General features: G+C 68.9%; 13 protein-coding genes. 4 read left to right on the top strand and 9 right to left on the bottom strand.

Annotated elements, in window-relative coordinates; all coding sequences use genetic code 11:
• Positions 1–70: 70 nt before the first annotated feature.
• The 3 genes from ACH4G3_RS01580 to ngcE are packed head-to-tail and all read right to left on the bottom strand — an operon-like array spanning position 71 to position 3,417.
• A complete protein-coding gene (locus ACH4G3_RS01580; protein ID WP_397622549.1) occupies positions 71–994 on the bottom strand; it encodes a carbohydrate ABC transporter permease in 924 nt (307 codons plus the stop codon).
• Positions 994–1,920 carry a carbohydrate ABC transporter permease gene (locus ACH4G3_RS01575; protein ID WP_397622548.1) on the bottom strand — a complete coding sequence of 309 codons (927 nt, stop codon included), beginning with the start codon at positions 1,918–1,920 and terminating at the stop codon, positions 994–996. Before ACH4G3_RS01575 ends, ACH4G3_RS01580 begins: the two co-directional genes overlap by 1 nt.
• 42 nt (positions 1,921–1,962) lie before the next feature.
• A complete protein-coding gene (gene ngcE, locus ACH4G3_RS01570; RefSeq protein ID WP_020273747.1) occupies positions 1,963–3,417 on the bottom strand; it encodes an N-acetylglucosamine/diacetylchitobiose ABC transporter substrate-binding protein in 1,455 nt (484 codons plus the stop codon).
• Positions 3,418–3,784: 367 nt separating this feature from the next.
• On the opposite strand from ngcE, the gene ACH4G3_RS01565 reads away from it, so the two are divergent.
• Complete coding sequence (locus ACH4G3_RS01565; protein WP_397622547.1) at positions 3,785–7,582, top strand: GH92 family glycosyl hydrolase; 3,798 nt, start codon at positions 3,785–3,787, stop codon at positions 7,580–7,582.
• Between the two features lie 20 nt (positions 7,583–7,602).
• The gene (locus ACH4G3_RS01560) at positions 7,603–9,615 is read left to right on the top strand and encodes an alpha-glucuronidase (RefSeq protein ID WP_397622546.1); all 2,013 of its coding nucleotides are present in this window, start codon (positions 7,603–7,605) and stop codon (positions 9,613–9,615) included.
• Here the strand turns inward: ACH4G3_RS01560 and ACH4G3_RS01555 are convergent.
• The 5 genes from ACH4G3_RS01555 to ACH4G3_RS01535 are packed head-to-tail and all read right to left on the bottom strand — an operon-like array spanning position 9,609 to position 15,866.
• Positions 9,609–11,615, bottom strand: a complete 2,007-nt coding sequence (locus ACH4G3_RS01555; RefSeq protein WP_397622545.1) for a beta-galactosidase — start codon at positions 11,613–11,615, stop codon at positions 9,609–9,611. The two genes, ACH4G3_RS01560 and ACH4G3_RS01555, sit on opposite strands and share 7 nt — an antisense overlap.
• Positions 11,612–12,295 carry a hypothetical protein gene (locus ACH4G3_RS01550; RefSeq protein WP_397622544.1) on the bottom strand — a complete coding sequence of 228 codons (684 nt, stop codon included), beginning with the start codon at positions 12,293–12,295 and terminating at the stop codon, positions 11,612–11,614. The genes ACH4G3_RS01555 and ACH4G3_RS01550 overlap by 4 nt, the downstream gene beginning before the upstream one ends.
• 34 nt (positions 12,296–12,329) lie before the next feature.
• The gene (locus ACH4G3_RS01545) at positions 12,330–13,985 is read right to left on the bottom strand and encodes an ABC transporter substrate-binding protein (protein ID WP_397623352.1); all 1,656 of its coding nucleotides are present in this window, start codon (positions 13,983–13,985) and stop codon (positions 12,330–12,332) included.
• A gap of 22 nt (positions 13,986–14,007) precedes the next feature.
• A complete protein-coding gene (locus ACH4G3_RS01540; protein ID WP_397622543.1) occupies positions 14,008–14,880 on the bottom strand; it encodes a carbohydrate ABC transporter permease in 873 nt (290 codons plus the stop codon).
• Positions 14,874–15,866: an ABC transporter permease gene (locus tag ACH4G3_RS01535; RefSeq protein WP_397622542.1), complete on the bottom strand. Its 993-nt coding sequence runs from the start codon at positions 15,864–15,866 to the stop codon at positions 14,874–14,876. Before ACH4G3_RS01535 ends, ACH4G3_RS01540 begins: the two co-directional genes overlap by 7 nt.
• 229 nt (positions 15,867–16,095) lie before the next feature.
• On the opposite strand from ACH4G3_RS01535, the gene ACH4G3_RS01530 reads away from it, so the two are divergent.
• Positions 16,096–17,091, top strand: a complete 996-nt coding sequence (locus tag ACH4G3_RS01530; protein WP_397622541.1) for an acetylxylan esterase — start codon at positions 16,096–16,098, stop codon at positions 17,089–17,091.
• Between the two features lie 105 nt (positions 17,092–17,196).
• Here ACH4G3_RS01530 and ACH4G3_RS01525 read toward each other — a convergent pair whose 3' ends face one another.
• Positions 17,197–17,607, bottom strand: coding sequence for an MmpS family transport accessory protein (locus ACH4G3_RS01525; protein ID WP_397622540.1), 411 nt, complete (start codon positions 17,605–17,607; stop codon positions 17,197–17,199).
• Between the two features lie 369 nt (positions 17,608–17,976).
• Between ACH4G3_RS01525 and ACH4G3_RS01520 the strand changes: the two genes are divergently transcribed.
• Entirely contained in the window at positions 17,977–19,035 is a 1,059-nt protein-coding gene (locus tag ACH4G3_RS01520) for a lytic polysaccharide monooxygenase auxiliary activity family 9 protein (protein ID WP_397622539.1), read from the top strand.
• Positions 19,036–19,485: the final 450 nt, after the last annotated feature.

Here is a 19,485-nt window from a genome sequence, read left to right as displayed (position 1 = left end):
CCTCGTCGCGCCGAGTTGCGCAGCGCCCCGGCCTCAGCGTCAGTGCCCGGGTCCTGGGAACACGCAGAAGTTACTTCAGCGCCCCCGCCGTCAGCCCCTGCACCACCTGGCGCTGGAAGATGATGTACGCCGCCAGGACCGGGAGCATCGCCATCACCAGGCCCGCGAAGAGGCCCGACCAGTCGCCCTTGTAGCCCTGGCTGACCGCCAGCTGGACGAGGCCCTGGGTGAGGACGCGCTTGTCGGGGTCGGTGTTCAGGACCGTGGGGAGCATGTACTGGTTCCACTGGCCCAGGAAGTTGAAGATGCCGACGCTGACCAGGCCCGGCTTGGCCATGGGGAGCATGATCTGGAAGAACGTCCGGCTGTGCGAGGCGCCGTCGACGAAGGCCGCTTCGGCGATCGATGTCGGCAGCGTGCGGAAGAACGCCGTCAGGAAGAACACCGTGAAGGGGAGGGAGTAGGCGATGTAGACGAGGATCAGCCCGTGGATGGTGTTCAGCAGGCCCATGTTGTTCACGACGTAGAACAGCGGGACCAGCGCCAGCATGATCGGGAAGCTCATGCCGCCGATGAACAGGAAGTAGATGAAGCGGTTGCCCGGGAAGTCGAAACGGGCCAGGACGTAGGCCGCCATGGAGCCGAGGACGAGCGTGCCGATGAGGGAACCGCCGACCACGAGGACCGTGTTGAGGAAGTAGTCGCTCATGTTGGCCTCGGTCCACGCCCGCGACCAGTTGTCGAAGTGCAGCGTGTCCGGCAGCGACCAGGGGGAGCTGAAGATGGACCGGTCGTCCTTGAAGGACGTCATCACCGCCCACAGCAGCGGCATGACCACCATGACCGCCCAGATGACCAGGATGCCGTGGGAGAAGGCGTTGAGAACCGTGCCTTCCTTCTTCTCCTTCGGGGGCGGTCCCGGCGGGGTGTCCGTCTTCGTGACGGGTGCGCCGGACTCGGCGGGCACGGGCGCAGGGCTCTCCGTCGTCTTCATCAGTACTCCAGCCGCTCGCGACGGCCCAGCCGCATCACCACGGCGGCGAAGGCCAGCGTGACGACGAGCAGGGCGACGCCGATGGTGGTGGCGTAGGCGGCCTGCCCGTCACGGAACGCCTTCTGGTACACGTACAGGACCATGACGGTGGTCGAGTAGTCGGGACCGCCCGGCCCGGTCGTCATGATCTGCACGACCGCGAACGACTCGGCGCCCAGGGCGAGGATGCCCATGTAGACCCAGCCGGACTGCACCGTGTCCCACAGCAGGGGCAGGGTGATGCGGAAGAACGTGGTGAAGCGGTTCGCGCCGTCCAGCAGGGCCGCCTCGTACATGTCCGCCGGGATGGAGGCCATGCCGGCGGAGAAGAGGACCACGAAGAAGCCGACCGTGGACCAGACGAGGACCGCCATGACGGCCCACAGGGCCAGGTCGGGGTCGCCCAGCCAGAGCGGCTGGACGTCGCCGAGGCCGATCCCGCGCAGGACCGAGTTGATCGCGCCGCTGTCCGGGTTGTACGCGAACGCGAACAGCAGCGCGACGATGGCGATCGAGAGGACCTGCGGGAAGAAGTAGACGATTTTGTAGAAGGAGGAGCCGCGGACACCGGTGACGACCGGGCCGTTCTTTCTCTTTCTGCCGCCCACGTTGATCATGAAGGCGAAGAACAGCGCGAGGCCGATCGTCACCACCGGCAGCAGGAGGGCGAACAGCAGGCTGTGCTGCAACGACTTCCAGAAGATCTCGTCGTCGAGCAGCCGGCTGTAGTTGTCGAAACCGACCATCTTGAATTCGGGGCTCAGGCCGGTCCAGTCCGTGAACGAGTAGTAGATGGACTGGATGAACGGCCAGACCACGAAGAGCGCGTACAGTCCCAGGGGCAGCGCGAGGAAGCCCACGATGAACCGGTACTTGCCGTGCTGCATCGCCACTCCGGTGCCGTTGCGGAAATTGGGTTTCCGGTGCTGTTACTGGTGCTTGTAGTGCTTGATGGAGTCGTCCTTGGCGGCCTCGTCGGCGAAGCCCTGGATTTTCTTGATGGCCTCGGCGGGGGTGAGGCGGCCGGCCATCATCTCGCCGAGGCCGGAGACGCCGATCTTCTCCTTCTGCAACTGCACGTACCAGTCCTGAAGGCGGGGGTTCACCACGTTCTCGCCGGCCTTGTCCAGCGCCGCGACGCCCGACTTCAGACCCGGCGTGAGGGCGATGCCGTCGGTGCCGCCGTTGTACGCGGTCAGTGACTTCACCTTGCTGGTGAAGTTCTTCGACGACGCCTCACTGAGCATGATGCGCAGCTGCTCCATGCCGCCCTCGGCGTTCTTCGCCTTCGCCGGGACGATGAAGGGCTCGCCGCCTGAGGCCCAGATGGTGCCGAAGGGCATCTTGTCGGAGGAGTCCAGGCCGGTGGGCGCGGAGACGGCCAGGTCGAAGTCCTTCGGGATGACCTTCGCCGACTCGTTCTCCACCCAGGAGCCGTTCGGGATGAACAGCGCCTTGCCCTCGGCCCAGGCCGTCTGCGACTGGATGTGGTCCAGACCCGGGGTGCCCTTGAGGACGTAGCCCTTCTTGTAGAGCTCGTAATACGCGTCGAAGCAGGCCTTGACGGCCGGGTGCTTCCAGGCGTTCGGCTCCAGGTTGTCGATCGCGTCGAGGACTTCGCGGCCGCCGACCTTGCCGATCATCGGGTAGAGCGAGAAGGGGAGGTAGTAGGGGTATTTGCCCGCGTATGTCCAGCCGGCCATGCCCTTCTTCTTGGCCTTCTCGCAGACCGCGAGCATCTGGTCCCAGGTCTCGGGGTACTGCTCGTCGAGCGAGTCCAGGGCCTTCTGCGAGTACCAGACGCCGTAGACCGTGTAGGCGTAGTAGAGGATCCAGACCTTCTCGCCGTCGAACTGGCCCATCTCGACGATGCCGGGGCGCAGCGTGTCGCGGACCTTCTTGTTCGGGTCGTCGTAGGAGGGCGCGTCCAGCAGCGGGGTGAGGTCGGTGAGCTGGTTCTTGCCGACCAGGACGCCCATGTCCATCTGCTCGGCGCCGGAGTTGTCGATGAGGTCCGGCGGTGTGCCCTGGTTGAAGCGGGGCTGGAGAGTGGACTGGATCTTCTGGGTGGCGGAGAACTTCACCTTCACCTTGGGGAAGTTCTTCTCGTAGATCTTCACGGCGTCCTCGGCGTACTCCTTGCCGAAACCGCCGTCGAACAGGACGAATTCCATGCCCGCGGTGTCGTTGACGCCGAGCGGGTTCTTCGCGGTCTTCTTGCCGGCCTTGGCCTTGTCCCCGCTGTCGTCGCCGCCGCTGCTGGCGCAGGCGGACAGGAAGCTCATCGTGGGAACGGAGATCAGCCCGAGCGCGGCGGACCTTTTGATCAGATCACGGCGGCCGACACCCTCGGTGCCGTGGTTCTCGGCGGAAGTGGATCCCATGCTCAAGTCCTCGCCTTCTCCAGGACTCAGGCGGTGAACCGGATCCTTCCGGCACCGCGATCGGGTCAAGCTGGGTCGTGCAGGAAAGTGCGGGTGGAGACGTGCGGATCGTGTGAAGCGTGCGACAGGTATAGTCCACTTCCCGCCAGCGGATCAACATCGAACACAGGGTTGGCCGTGGGTCTTATCCGAGTTGAGACCTCGCGGAAAGTCGAGCGGCCTGTCACCTCCGCGGCGGAAAAATCCCGGTCGTCACCCCTGAATGCCACAACCAACACCCTTGACACTCCTCGGCACTTGGGCAACTACTGGTGCTTGCGCATCGAAGTTGACAACGTTGTCCACTGCGCAGGGAGGGTACCCGTTGATGCAACGGAAAGCTCGGCACAGATGGGGTACGGCGGTCGTGTCGGCGACCGCCTTCGCTGTGGCCCTGGGGTCCCAGGGCGTTGCGGTCGCACTGCCCGAAGCCCCCGGGAAGGCCGACCGGAGGTTCGCGTCCTCCTTCGAGGCGGATGACCCGGTTCCGGACTGGCTGAACACCGTCGACACGGACCCGGACGGCGGCAAACGCGCCTCGGGTGTCGACGGTGGCTACAACAGCGGCATACCGGGCAATGTGACCGACCATGTCACCGATGTCCGGGCGAGCGGCGAGAACACGGGCGGGGGCGAAGTGAAGGAGAACCTCGTCGACGGCGAGCCGAGCACCAAGTGGCTCACCTTCGAGCCCACCGGCTGGGCGGAGTTCGACCTGGACAAGCCGCTCAAAGTGGTGCGATACGCACTGACGTCGGCCAACGACCACGACGAGCGCGACCCGAAGGACTGGACCCTGAAGGGCTCCGCCGACGGCAAGGAGTGGAAGACGCTCGACACCCGCTCCGGGGCGTCCTTCTCCGAACGGTTCCAGACGAAGACGTATGACGTGGCGGAACCGGCCGAGTACCGGCACTTCCGGCTCGACGTCACGGGCAACAACGGCGGCGACATCCTCCAGCTCGCCGACGTCCAGTTCTCCACGGGCGGCAGCGACGGACCCGTCCCGCAGGACATGCTCTCCCTCGTGGACCGCGGCCCGAGCGGCTCCCCCACCGCCAAGGCGGGTGCCGGGTTCACCGGAAAGCGCGCCCTGCGTTACGCCGGCCGGCACATCGCCGACGGGCGGGCGTACTCGTACAACAAGGTCTTCGACGTGAACGTGGCCGTCGGCCGGGACACGCGGCTGGCCTATCGCGTCTTCCCGTCGATGGCGGACGGCGACCTCGACTACGACGCGACGAACGTCTCCGTCGACCTCGCCTTCACCGACGGCACCCACCTGAGCGACCTGGGGGCGACGGACCAGCACGGCTTCCCGCTGACCCCGCGGGGGCAGGGCGCGGCGAAGGTCCTCTACGTCAACCAGTGGAACAACGTGGCCGCGCGGATCGGGTCGGTGGCGGCCGGGAAGACCGTGGACCGGATCCTGGTGGCGTACGACTCCCCCGAGGGCCCGGCGAGGTTCCGGGGCTGGCTGGACGACGTGACCATCGAGTCCGTCGCTCCCGAGCGGCCGAAAGCGCATCTGTCCGACTACGCGGTGACGACGCGCGGCACCAACTCCAGCGGCGGCTTCTCGCGGGGCAACAACTTCCCGGCGACGGCGGTGCCGCACGGCTTCAACTTCTGGACGCCGGTGACCAACGCGGGCTCGCTGAGCTGGCTGTACGACTACGCACGCGCGAACAACGCGGACAACCTGTCGACGATCCAGGCGTTCAGCGCGAGCCACGAGCCGAGCCCCTGGATGGGCGACCGGCAGACCTTCCAGGTGATGCCGTCGGCCGCCTCCGGCACCCCGGACACCGGCCGGGAGGCGCGGGAACTGGCCTTCCGGCACGAGAACGAGACCGCGCGGCCGTACTACTACGGGGTGCGGTTCGAGAACGGGCTGAAGGCCGAGATGGCGCCGGCCGATCACGCGGCGGCCCTGCGGTTCACCTATCCGGGTGACGACGCGAGTGTCCTCTTCGACAACGTGACGGACCAGGCGGGGCTGACCCTGGACGAGGAGAACGGGGTCGTCACCGGCTACTCGGACGTGAAGTCCGGACTGTCGACGGGCGCGACCCGGCTGTTCGTCTACGGCGAGTTCGACAAGCCGGTCACCGAGGGCTCGGCGTCCGGCGTCAAGGGCCACCTCCGCTTCCAGGCCGACGACCGGACCGTCACCCTGCGCCTGGCGACCTCGCTCATCAGCGTCGACCAGGCCGAGGACAACCTCCGCCAGGAGATCCCGGACGGCACCTCCTTCGAGGCGGTGAAGCGCAGCGCCCAGCGGCAGTGGGACCGGCTGCTCGGCACGGTGGAGGTCGAGGGCGCCACCCCCGACCAGCTGACGACGCTGTACTCCGGCCTGTACCGGTTGTACCTGTACCCGAACTCCGGTTTCGAGAAGGTCGGCGGGAAGTACCGGTACGCCTCGCCCTTCTCCCCCATGCCGAACCCGGACACCCCGACGCACACCGGCGCGAAGATCGTCGACGGCAAGGTGTACGTCAACAACGGCTTCTGGGACACCTACCGGACGACCTGGCCGGCGTACTCCTTCCTCACGCCCGGCAGGGCGGGTGAGCTGGTCGACGGGTTCGTGCAGCAGTACAAGGACGGCGGCTGGACCTCGCGCTGGTCCTCCCCCGGCTACGCCGACCTCATGACGGGCACGTCCTCCGACGTGGCCTTCGCGGACGCGTACGTCAAGGGTGTCGACTTCGACGCGAAGGCGGCGTACGACGCGGCCGTGAAGAACGCGACGGTCGTACCCCCGAGCTCGGGCGTCGGCCGCAAGGGCATGGCCACCTCCCCCTTCCTCGGCTACACGAGCACCGAGACCCACGAGGGCTTGTCCTGGGCGCTGGAGGGCTACCTCAACGACTACGGCATCTCCCGCATGGGCCGGAAGCTGTACGAGGAGACCGGTGAGCGGCGCTACAAGGAGGAGTCGGAGTACTTCCTGAACCGGGCCCGCGGCTATGTGAACCTCTTCGACGCCGAGGCCGGTTTCTTCCAGGGCCGCGACGCCGAGGGCGACTGGCGGGTCGAGTCGTCCAAGTACGACCCGCGGGTGTGGGGCCACGACTACACCGAGACCAACGGGTGGGGGTACTCCGTGAGTGTCCCTCAGGACAGTCGGGGCCTGGCGAACCTCTACGGCGGCCGGAAGGGTCTCGCCGACAAGCTCGACGCGTACTTCTCCACGCCGGAGACCGCCTCCCCCGAGTTCGTCGGCTCCTACGGCGGTGTCATCCACGAGATGACCGAGGCGCGGGACGTGCGGATGGGCATGTACGGGCACTCCAACCAGGTCGCCCACCACGCGATCTACATGTACGACGCGGCCGGGCAGCCCTGGAAGGCGCAGGAGAAGGTCCGCGAGGTGCTGTCCCGTCTCTACACCGGCAGCGAGATCGGGCAGGGGTACCACGGCGACGAGGACAACGGCGAGCAGTCGGCCTGGTACCTGTTCTCCGCGCTCGGCTTCTACCCGCTGGTGATGGGCAGCGGCGAGTACGCGATCGGCTCCCCGCTGTTCAAGAAGGCGACCGTTCATCTGGAGAACGGACGCGAGCTGGTGGTGAAGGCGCCGGAGAACAGCGCGCGGAACGTGTACGTGCAGGGGCTGAAGGTCAACGGCCGGACGTGGACGAAGACCTCGCTGCCCCACTCGCTGGTCGCCAGGGGCGGCGTGCTGGAGTTCGACATGGGTCCGCGGCCGTCGTCCTGGGGCACGGGCCGGCACGCGGCGCCGGTGTCGATCACACGGGACGACGAGGTGCCGACGCCCCGCGCGGACGTGCTCGACGGTGAGGGCGCCCTGTTCGACGACACCTCGGCGACGGACGCGGCGGTGACGTCCGTGGACCTGCCGGTCCCCGAGCGCGCCGAGGCGGTCCAGTACACGCTGACGTCGTCGGCGGACCGGGCGAAGGCACCGGCCGGCTGGACGCTCCAGGGCTCCTTCGACGGTACGACCTGGCGGACGCTGGACCGGCGCTCCGGGGAGACCTTCGCCTGGGACAGACAGACACGCGCGTTCAGCGTGAGGTCACCGGGTACGTACGAGAAGTACCGCCTGGTCCTCGACGGCGAGGGCACGCTGGCGGAGGTCGAACTGCTCGCCTGAGCAGCCGAGTTGGGGGTCTCATGCCGCTTCCCGTGCCCGTCCTGCCCGAGGGTGTCGACCCGGCCTGGCTGCCGCCCGCCGCCTTCCGTGCGGTCGGCAGCCGGCGGACGCTGATCCGTGGCTCGGGGCCGCTGGCGGAGACGGTGCACGGGGAGGTGGCGGAGGCCTGCCGGCGGTTCGGGGGCCGGGTCGAACGGGGTGCCGGATCGGACGGTACCTACGACCTGGTCCTCGACCTCGGCGACGAGAGCCTCGGTGACGAGAGCCTCGGTGACGAGAGCCTCGGTGACGAGGGCTTCGCGTGCGCGCGTGAGGGCGGCACGACGACCGTCACCGCCTCCGGCGGGCGGGGGCTGCTGTACGGCCTGTTCCACGTCGTACGTCTCGGCGAGGCGGCGTTCACCGGTGCGTGGGCGCCCCGGACGCATCGCCCCGCGCTCGCCCTGCGCATGCTCGACCACTGGGACAACGTCGCCGTGCACCCGGTCATGGGCCAGGTCGAGCGCGGGTACGCGGGCGGCTCGCTGTTCTGGGAGGACGGGCGGGCACGCGGCGACCTGGAGCGGGTGCGGGCGTACGGCAGGCTGCTCGCGGCGTGCGGGATCAACGCGGTCGCCGTCAACAACGTCAACGTCCACGAGACCGAGGCGCACCTGCTGACCGACCGGATCGGCGAAGTGGCCGCGATCGCCGATGTGTTGCGGCCCTATGGGGTCCGCACACACCTGTCCGTGTCCTTCGCCGCGCCGGTGGTGCTCGGCGGGCTTCCCACGGCCGATCCGCTGGACGAGGCGGTGCGGGGCTGGTGGGCCGCCGCGACCCGGCGGGTGTACGAGGCGATCCCCGACTTCGGCGGGTACGTCGTGAAGGCCGACTCGGAGGGCCAGCCGGGCCCGTTCGCCTACGGCCGCAGTCACGCGGACGGGGCGAACCTGCTGGCCGCCGCTGTGGGGCCGTACGGCGGCACCGTCCACTGGCGGGCGTTCGTCTACGACCACCGCCAGGACTGGCGGGACCGCACGACGGACCGGGCCCGGGCCGCGTACGACCATTTCGTGCCGCTGGACGGCGAGTTCGCGCCGAACGCCGTGCTCCAGGTGAAGCACGGGCCGATGGACTTCCAGGTGCGCGAGCCGGTCTCGCCGCTGATCGGCGCGATGCCGCGCACCCGGCTGGCGGTGGAGTTGCAGGTCACCCAGGAGTACACCGGGCAGCAGCGGCACGTCTGCTGGCTGGGGCCGATGTGGAGCGAGGTGCTGCGGTTCCGGCACGGACCGGAGTCGTCCGTGGGGGAACGGGCGCGGGGCGGGCTGGTCGCCGTGTCCAACGCCGGCGACGATCCGTTCTGGACCGGGCATCCCCTCGCCCAGGCCAACCTGTACACCTTCGGACGGCTGGCCTGGCGGCCGGACGCCGAACCGCGGGAGGTGCTCGACGAGTGGATCGGGCTGACCTTCCCGGAGGCCTCCGAGCGCCTGTCCGCCGGGTTGCACGCGGTCCTGGACGGTTCCTGGCGGACGTACGAGAAGTACACCGCTCCCCTGGGCGTGGGATTCATGGTGCAGCCGGGGCACCACTACGGGCCGAGCGTGGACGGGTACGAGTACAGCCCGTGGGGGACGTACCACTTCGCCGACCGGGACGGGGTCGGCGTCGACCGCAGCGTGGCGACCGGCACCGGGTACGCCGGGCAGTACGGCAAGCCGTGGGCCGAGGTCTACGAGTCCGCGGACACCTGCCCCGACGAGCTGCTGCTGTTCTTCCACCACGTGCCGTACACGCACATGCTGGCCAGTGGGAAGACGGTGATCCAGCACATCTACGACACGCACTTCGAAGGGGTCGAGGAGGTGGAGGCGGCCCGGGAGGTGTGGGCCGGACTCGGGGACCTCGTCGACCCCGCGCGCCACAGGCGGGTGACGGAGCTCTTCGAGGAGCAGCTCCGCAGTGCCCGCGAGTGGCGCGATCAGATCAACAGCTACTTCTTCCGGAAGGCGGGTGTGCCGGACGCACACGTGCGGCGCATCTATTGAAGGATCGCCACGCCCAGGGGGTCGAGGACCAGGGGTTCGCCCTGGTCCACCTGCTTGCCGGTGAGCAGGTCGGTGGCGGTGGTGTGGGTGGTCAGGTGGGCCGGTACGGGGGCGTGGTTGAGGAGGAAGAGCAGTCGGGTGCCGTCGGGGGCGACCCGGGTCGCCGTCTCGACCTCCGGGTGGTCGGCGTAGGGGCCGAGCAGGTCGTGGCGGGCCAGGATCCGGCGGACGACCTGGTCGACGCCCGGCTGTTCGAGGGCGGTGGCGACGTACCAGCCCTCGCCGTCCCCGTACGGGTTGCGGGTGACGGCCGGGGTGCCCGCGTAGAAGTCGGTGCCGTAGGTGGCGACGGGTTCGGCTCCGCGCGGCAGCACGATCTCGAAGACCAGCCGGGCCTCTGCTCCGAGCTCGGGGACGGTCTGGGTGAACTCCGGTGGGCGGGCGTCCCATTCGTCCACGCGGATGCCCGTCAGCGGCGCGAGCGGGCCGGGGACATCGGTGAGGAAGGCCCGGTCGTGCTCGTCGACGCGGCCGGAAAGGAAGGTGGTCAGGACCGTGCCGCCGCGTGCGGCCACGTCTTCGAGGCGGGTGGCGAGGTCGCCCTTGACCATGTGGAGGGCGGGGGCGAGCACCACGTCGTAGGGCGTGAGGTCGGCGGTCTGCGGGATCACGTCCACGTCGGCGCCGGCCTCGCGGGCGGCCCGGTAGTAGGCGTGGACCACGTCGGGGTACTTGACCAGCCGGGACGGGCCGTCGGAGATCTCCAGGGCCCACCAGCTGTCCCAGTCGAAGAGGAGAGCGGTGCGGGCCGGGGTGCGGGCGCCGGTGATCCGGCCGCCCAGGGCTTCCAACTCCCTTCCCAGTTCCGCCACTTCGAGGAAGACACGGGTGTCGTCGCGGCCCGCGTGGCCGATGACCGCCCCGTGGTACTTCTCGCAGGCGCCCCGGGAGGCGCGCATCTGGAAGTAGAGGGCGGCGTCCGCGCCGTGGGCGATGGCCTGGAAGGTGGCGAGGCGGAGCTCGCCGGGGCGCCGGAGCGGGTTGACGTCACGGCAGGCCGTCGTGGACGGGGTCTGCTCCATGAGCCAGAAGGGGGCGCCGCCCTTCAGGCCGCGCATCAGGTCGTGGGCGAGGGCGGGCCGGGTCGGCGGGGCGTCGAGGGGCGGGTAGTTGTCCCAGGAGGCGAAGTCGAGGTGGAGCGCCCAGCGGTGGTAGTCGAGGGGGCGAAAGGTGCCCATGAAGTTGGTGGTGACGGGCGTGTCCCGGTCGTGGGCGCGGATCACCTCCTTCTCGGCCAGGAAGCAGCCGAGGAGGGCGTCGGTGGTGAAGCGGAACCAGTCGAGGGTGATGCCCTGGAAAGCGGTGTGGTCGGGGCCGCGCCAGTGCTCGGTGAGGGCGTTCGGCGGCTCGATCTGGTCCCAGCCGGTGTAGCGGTGCGACCAGAAGGTGGTCCACCAGGCGTCGTTGAGGGCGTCGAGGGTGCCGTGCCGGTCGCGGAGCCACTCCCGGAACGCCTCGGCGCACAGCTCGCAGTAACAGGCGCCCCCGTACTCGTTGTTGATGTGCCAGGCGAGCAGGGCCGGGTGGTCGGCGTACCGCTCGGCGAGGCGGGAGGCCAGCGCGGTGGCGTGCTCGCGGTACGCCCGTGAGCTGGGGCAGAAGTTGTGGCGCTGGCCGTAGCGGTGGCGGCGGCCCTCGAAGTCGGTGCGGTTGACCTCGGGGTGCCGCTTGGCGAGCCAGGGCGGGAGGGCGGCGGTGCCGGTGGCCAGACAGACCTGGCGCCCTTCGGCGGCGGCCCGGTCCAGGATGCGGTCCAGGACCGTGAAGTCGTAGGTGTCCGGGGCGGGTTGGGTGAGGGACCAGGTGAAGACGCCGACGGTGAGCGTGTCGATGCCGGCCCGGGTGAACAGGCGGTGGTCGTCGTCCCAGACGGTCTCGGGCCACTGCTCGGGGCTGTAGTCACCGCCGTACGGGATCTTCGGCGTGCGGGGCGCGGTCATGCCGTGAAGTCCTTCTGGGTCTCGGTGATCACCGCGCGGCTGCCGTGCAGCAGGGACAGCAGCAGCGGGGCGGCCAGCAGAGCGGGCAGGGCCTCGGTCAGCAGGGCGGTCAGCGCGGCCGCCAGGACGAGCAGGGAGGCCGCGGCGAGGGTGGCGCGGCCGTGCCGGAACAGGAAGTACCCGGCGAGGCGGGCGGTGTCCCGGGCGCGGAAGGCGAACAGCGAGGTGAGAACGAGGGCGTGCGCGCCCCAGAGGAGGGAACCGGCGCCGATTGCCGCAAGCAGCAACGCCCACCAGTCGGGAAGGCCCGTGGCGGAGAAGTGGGTCAGGGTGAAGGCGATGACCGTCAGCCAGGCCAGCAGGGGTGCCCACAGCTTCAGCGCCGGTACGGCGTTGAGCCGCAAGCCGCGCAGGTAGGCGCGGGCCGGGTGCAGCTCGGTGAGGTCGCGGCTGCGGTGGTGCAGGGCGTAGAGCGCGGCGGACAGGGCCGGTCCGAGGGGCAGCAGGCACAGGGCCGCGAGGGGGAGGTTGGCGGGGTCGGGGCCAAGGAGGAGCAGCCCGGCCAGGCCCGGGGAGGCGGCCAGGAGCAGCAGCGCCTCGACGGTGAGGACGGTGTGGATCAGGGCGGAGGCACGGGAGAGGGCTCCGGTGCCGAAGTCGGAGGTGCGTACGGTGCTCATGCGGGAGCTCCGGTGCCGGAGTCGGGGAGGCGGATCACCCGTTCTCCTTCTTGAACCGCTCGTACGCCTTGTTGTGCAGGTCGACGAGCTGCTGCATGTTCTTCGACTTCAGTTCGGCGAGGTAGGCGTTCCATTCGGACAGGGGCCGTTTGCCGAGGACGAACTGGAGGGTGTTCTGGATGACGGTGTCCTTGAGCGGGGTGTCCCAGAGGGTCGCCTGTTCCTGCTCGAAGGACTGGAGCGGGTGGGCCGGGGCGATGGGCGTCTGTTGGCGCCCGGACATCGCGTCCTGGAACTTCTTCTCGTCGGGGCTGAACATGGAGGAGACGAGTTCCCAGCTGCCGCCGTAGGCGAAGACGCCGTTGTAGAAGCCGAAGTCCTTCTGCATGTCCTTCGGGGCGTCGGGGGCGGAGCCCATGAGGCTGATGCCCTGCTTCGGCTGGTACCGGCTTCCGGAGCGGGTGTAGGTGACACCCTCGACGCCCCACCGCGCGAACCGCTGGCCCTCGTCCGAGTACCACAGCCAGTCCACGAACTGCATCATCGCGACGAAGCTGTCGCTCTTGAGCGCCTTGCTGGAGATCATGACGCCGTTCTCCAGTCGGACGCCGCCCAGCACGACCGGGCCGGCAGGCCCGAGCGGCACCGGGATCATCTCGATCTTCGCTCCCTTGACCTGCTTCTCCAGGTTGAACCGGTATTCCTGCACCAGTACCTGCGGGTTGGCGCTGATCGCGAACGACTTCTCGCCCAGCAGCTTCTGCGCGGCCTCGTCGTCGGTCTGGGTGAAGCTCTCCGGGTCCACCAGTTTCTCGGCGACCAGCTTCCGCACGAACTCGATCATCTGCCGGTAGGCGTCCGTGGCTCCGGTGAAGACGAACTTCCCCGCGTTCGCGTCCCAGTCGATGGGGTTGTGCGTCCATCCGGCCCGGACCCCGTACGCCTGGCCCAGGTAGCTGAAGAGGGCGGCGGCCGGGTAGGGCGTGTTCTTGCTCCAGCGGTCGGAGAACGGGTAGCGGTCCGGGTACTCCTCCCTGATCGCCTTGAAGACCTCGTACACCTCGTCCCAAGTGGTGGGCAGGTTCAGCCCGAGCCGGTCGAGGACGTCCGTGCGCAGCGCCAGCGAGTAGCCGGATCTGGCCTTCTCGTGCAGGCCGGGCAGCAGATAGAACTTGCCGTCGGACTGCCGGATGGAGTCGATCTCCGGCTGCAGCTTCCAGCGCCTCACCTTGTCCCGGAAGTTGGGCATCAGGTGCACGTAGTCGCTGACCGGGAGGATCGCGCCCGACGACACGAACGCGACCTCCGAGGGGTGGTACGTCTTGGGGATCAGGAACGGGGCGTCACCCGAGCCGATCAGGACGCTGCGCTTCTTCTCGTAGTCGACCAGGGGGACGGCGACGGGTTCGAAGGTGACGCCGGTGCGCCGGGAGAGCTCCTTCCAGAACAGCCAGCCGCTCTTCATCGGGTAGACGGGGTTGTTGTTGTGCAGGAGCGAGAAGGACAGCGGCTTGGTCGCCTTGAACTGCTGGCCGACGCGGTACTCCTTCATCGCGCCGTTCCTCTTCTTCGACAGGTCTTTGGAGTCCCCGTCGTCGTCGCCGCTGCCGCAGCCGGTGAGGGTGGCCAGGCCGATGAAACCGGCGGCGGACAGGATCTGACGCCGCGACAACTGTCCTGCGTTGTTCAGGGATGACACGGGCACTCCTTTGTTAGCCCTTGACCGCGCCGAGCATCACGCCCGAGACGAAGTAGCGCTGGACGAACGGATAGACACAGAGGATGGGCAGCGAGGTCAGCACGATCGTGACCGCCTGGATGTTCGCCCCCACCTGGCTGAGCTGCGCGTCGGCGGCACCGGCGTTGCCGCCCGTCGTTGCGCCGGAGATGAGGTTGCGCAGATAGACGGTGACCGGCATCAGCTCGGATTTGTCCATGTACAAAAAGGCGCTGAACCAGGAGTTCCAGAAGGACACCGAGTAGAACAGCACCATCGTCGCGACGACCGCCTTCGACAGGGGCAGCACGATCCGCAGCAGAACGCCGTACGTGCTCAGGCCGTCGATCTGCGCGGCTTCCTCCAGTTCGGTCGGCAGGCTCTCGAAGAAGGCCTTCATCACCAGCAGGTTGAACACGCTGATGGCGTTGGGGAGCGCGATGGCCCAGACACTGTTCTTCAGGCCGAGGCTGCTGACGAGGACGTAGTTGGGGATCAGGCCCCCGGTGAAGAACATGGTGAACACGGCGACGCCGACCAGGACGCCGCGTCCCTTGAGGTGCTTCTTGGACAGGACGTAGGCGTAACAGGTGGTCAGGACCATGGCCACGACGGTCGCGACGACCGTGTACAGCACGGTGTTGCCGTAGTTGCGCCAGAACATCGAGTCCTCGAACACGATCTTGTACGTGGTGAGGTTGAACCCCTCGGGCCAGAGCGTCACTTCACCGGCCCGGATCTGCCGCTCCGCACTGAACGAGCGGGCGATGATGTTGGCGAACGGGTACAGGGTGACGATCACGACCAGGGTGAGGATGACGCCGTTGACGCCCTGGAAGACCCGGTAGGAACGACTCGGCTTCACCACAGGCTCGTCCCCACTGTGCGGCGCGAGAGCTGGTTCGCGGACGTGATGAGGACCAGGCCGATGACCGCCTCGAACAGTCCGATGGCGGCGGCGTAGCTGAAGCTGTTGGACTCCACACCGGCCCGGTAGACGTACGTCGAGATCACGTCGGCGGTCGGGTACGTCAGCGGGTTGTACAGCAGCAGGACCTTCTCGAAGCCGACCGCCATGAACGTGCCGATGTTGAGGATCAGCAGCGTCACCATGGTGGGCCGGATGCCGGGCAGGGTGACGTGCCAGATCTGCTGCCAGCGGTTGGCGCCGTCGATGCGCGCGGCCTCGTACAAGTCCTCGTCGATCGTGGTGAGCGCGGCGAGGTAGAGGATCGTGCCCCAGCCGGCGGTCTGCCAGATCTCCGAGCCGACGTAGATCGTGCGGAACCACTCGGGTTCCTGGATGAAGCGGATCGGCTCGTGCCCGAACCAGCCGAGGATGTGGTTGACCGGGCCGTCGCTGGCCAGCATCTGCATCGTGATGCCCGCGACGATCACGATCGACAGGAAGTGCGGAAGGTACGACACCGACTGCACGAACCGCTTCAGGGAGCGCCGGCGCACCTCGTTGAGCAGCAGTGCCAGCACGATGGGGACCGGGAAGCAGAACAGCAGGGTGAGCCCGCCGATCCACAGGGTGTTGCGGAACACCTGCCAGAAGGTGGGGTCGTTGAGGAACATCTGCACATAGCGCAGCCCCACCCACTCCTCGCCGAAGATCGACCCGCCCGGCTCGAAACGCCGGAAGGCGATGACGTTGCCGATCATCGGCAGATAGCGGAAGACCAGGAAGAACAGCAGCGGCAGGATCGCCAGCGAGTACAACTGCCAGTCGCGGCGCAGCGCCCGCCGCCAGCCGGTCCGGGCGGGATCCCGCTTGCCGCGTCGGGGTGCTGCTCTGGCCGGCGGCGGATCCTCGGTGCCCGGCGGGGCCGATGTGGTGGACGTGCTCATGCTCGGGCCTCCCGTGGCATGGGACGCGGAACCGAAACTTTCGAGCTCTTACCGGTAACTTCGCGGCAACTTAAGGGCAGCAGAAAGCGCTGTCAATGGGTGCAGCGACAGTCGGCTGGGGCGCCTGTGCCGCGTTGGAATCGCGTCGAACCTGGGTAGACCCCAGGCGTCCGCCGCCCGTGGCCGTCGCAACTTTCTGGATGACCACCGACTCCTGCGAGGTGCCGCCGTGCCCGCGTTCGACCTGCCGCTGACCGAGCTGGAGCGCCACCGCCCGGACGTCGGGGAGCCCGCCGACTTCGACGCGTTCTGGCTGCGCACCCTGCAGGAGGCCGGCCAGGCGGACGCACTGGTGTCGGTGCGACCGGTGGAGACGGGGCTCCGGCTGACCCGGACCTGGGACGTGACGTTCAGCGGTTTCGCGGGCGACCCGGTGCGCGCCTGGTTCAGCAGACCCGCCGGGGCGGACGAACCGCTGCCCGCCGTCGTGGAGTTCGCCGGGTACGGGCGCGGCCGTGGCCTGCCGCACGAGCGCCTGACGTGGGTGAACGCCGGGTACGCGCACCTGCTCATGGACAATCGCGGCCAAGGCGACGAGTACGGCTGCGGCGGTGACACGCCCGATCCGCACGCCACCGCACCGGGCGGGCCCGGCCCGGCCGTACGCGGCCTGCTCTCACCCGAGGACTACCACTACCGCCGCCTGATCACGGACGCGGTCCGCGCGGTCACGGCGGTACGGGAACTGCCCGGTGTCGACCCCGCGCGGACCGTGGCCGTCGGCAACAGCCAGGGCGGCGGGCTGGCTCTGGCCGTCGCGGGACTCGTCCCCGGACTGGCGGCGCTGCTCGTCACCGCCCCGCTGCTGTGCGGTATCCGCCGCGCGCTCGACCTCACGGACGCGGGGCCGTACGGCGAGATCGCGTCCTACCTCGCCGTCCACCGTGGCGCCGAGCACGACGCCTACCGGACCCTCTCCTACGTCGAGGGCGTCTCCTTCGCCCGTCGCGCGCAGGCTCCGGCTCACTTCGGGGTGGGGCTGCGGGACACGGTGTGTCCGCCGAGCGGGGCGTACGCCGCGTTCAACCGCTATGCCGAACTGACCGGCACGGACCCGCGCAAGGAGATCCACGCGTATCCGTTCAACGGGCACGAGGGGGGTGACGCGGTGCAGGTGCGGCGTCAACTGGGGTGGTTGCGGGAGGTGTTGGGCGGACCGGAGTGATGACCGCGCGGGTGTGCGGTCACCGTTCGGGGTTCGTCGGCCGAGGTCCGGGAGCCGGAACTCGGGGTGTGGGACGCCGGCCGCCCGGCCCCCGCGCCCTTCGGGCTACTTCCCGATCGGGGACTCCGCGGTGCAGCCGCCGGCGGTCACCAGGCCCTCGGCGCTCTGTTCCTCGAGCACCTTCCCCTTGTGGATGATCTTGCAGGTGACCTGGGCACCTTCGGGGTCCGCGGCGACCGGCATGACCGCCGCGGGCATGATGCCGCGCAACGTGACCGTCTTCTTCCAGGGCAGTTCGGGCTTCGACACGGACTCGACCTTCGGCTCCATGGCCTTGCCGCCGCCGCCGTGGAACTCGATCGAGTCGACGTTCTTCCCCGTGACCTCGTAGGTGACTTCGTAGGTCTCGTCCACTGCCTTGTCGACCTGGTCGACCGCCTCGGAACAGGAGCTGAGACCGAGCGCGAGACCGGCGGTGGTGACGGCGCAGACGGCTGCACGGATGGTGCGGTTCAAAGGGATCCCCCCGGATCATGAAAGGTCGGATCCGCAGCCAACCGTGAAGGGATGGCAAAGTCAACTGCGAGCAGCCAGCGGCCAGTTCGCCGGGCGGCGGTTCCGTCGAGGGCTTCCGGGAGGCAATGTGCGCTGCTCCGTGCGCCCGTCCGTGCTGACCGGCGCTCTCGCGCCGCAGCCGTAGACAACTGCGCCGTCCGGCGCTAACTTCCGCAACAGCGGGGTGGGAGCGCTCCCATAACGGTGGACCGGAACCCGCCCTCGAGTCGCTCCCACCCCGCGCATCCGCGCACACGCATCCACAGGCCCGTACCTCAAGGAACGGACGATGCTGTCATGATCCTGACAAGAAATTCGGGTGGACCCCCGATGCCCCGCTCAGCACCCCCTGCCCGGGCCAGAGCCTTCTTCCTGGTCCTGCTCTCCCTCCTCGTCACCGTTCCGGCCCTCGGCCTGGTCATGACGGCCGGTGGTGAGGCGGAGGCGCACGGCACCCCCATGAAGCCCGGCAGCCGCACCTTCCTGTGCTGGCAGGACGGTCTGACCGACACCGGTGAGATCAAGCCGGTCAACCCGGCGTGCCGGGCCGCGCAGCAGGTCAGTGGCACCACGCCGTTCTACAACTGGTTCTCGGTGCTCCGCTCGGACGGCGCCGGCCGCACCCGGGGCTTCGTACCGGACGGGGAGCTGTGCAGCGGCGGCAACACCAACTTCACCGGGTTCAACACGCCCAGCAAGGACTGGCCGCTCACCCACCTCACCTCGGGCGCGACGGTCGACTTCTCGTACAACGCCTGGGCGGCGCACCCGGGTTGGTTCTACGTCTACATCACGAAGGACGGCTTCGACCCGACGAAGACGCTCACCTGGAACGACATGGAGGAGCGGCCGTTCCTGAGCGTCGACCACCCGAGGCTGAACGGCTCCCCGGGCACGGTCGAGGCCAACTACGCCTGGACCGGGAAGCTCCCCGAGGGCAAGTCGGGCCGCCACATCATCTACATGGTCTGGCAGCGCTCGGACAGCCAGGAGACCTTCTACTCCTGCTCGGACATCGTCTTCGACGGCGGCAACGGCGAGGTGACCGGCATCAAGGAGCCGGGCAACCCGTCCGAGCCGGTGCCCGGCACCTGCACGGCCACCCGCAAGACGACCGGCAGCTGGAACGGCGGCTACCAGTCCGAGGTGACCGTCACCAACACCGGCACCGTCCCGATGCTCGGCTGGATGGTTGACTGGACGCTGCCGTCCGGCCACAAGATCGAGAGCCTGTGGAGCGGCAACGCCACCTACAACGGCCAGTCGGTGATGGTCCACAACGCCGGCTGGAACGGCTCCCTCGATCCGGGCAGGAGCACGACGTTCGGATACACCGCCTCGGGCTCGAGCGGTGACAGTACGACGAGCCTGCCCTGCCGGGTCGGCTGAACCGTCGCTCCGGGGGCCGTCGCCCCGGGCAGGTCCGTCGCCTCGGGCGGGGTCGTCGCCCCGGGCGGGGTCGTCAGTCCGGGCGCGGTCGTCAGTCCGGGCGCGGTCGTCAGTCCGGGCGCGGTCGTCAGTCCGGGCGGGTCCGGTGGCCGGTGAGTCCCGGCGGCCGGGCCCGCTCGCGGGTGACCGTGGAGACGCGGCAGCGGCACCGCGCCACCGGCCGCGGCTCGACCGTCGCCCTTGGGCGGGCCGTCGCCCCGGGCGGATCCGGAGGCCGGTGAATCCCGGCGGCTGGGCCCGCTCGCGGGTGACGTGAAGACGCGGCAGCGGCAGCAACACGGAGCGAACCTGGAGACGCAGCAGTGGCACCGGGCGAGGCGCGGCATCCGCCGACGCCGCGGCAGCACCGCGGCCCGCGACCTTGAAGACGCGGCAGCGGCACCGCGTCAC

Origin of the sequence: Streptomyces afghaniensis (assembly GCF_044327915.1) — a bacterium.
GTDB lineage: Bacteria > Actinomycetota > Actinomycetes > Streptomycetales > Streptomycetaceae > Streptomyces > Streptomyces afghaniensis.
The sequence above is the reverse complement of the archived record's forward strand: the minus strand, read 5'-3'. Positions and strand labels throughout refer to the sequence as shown.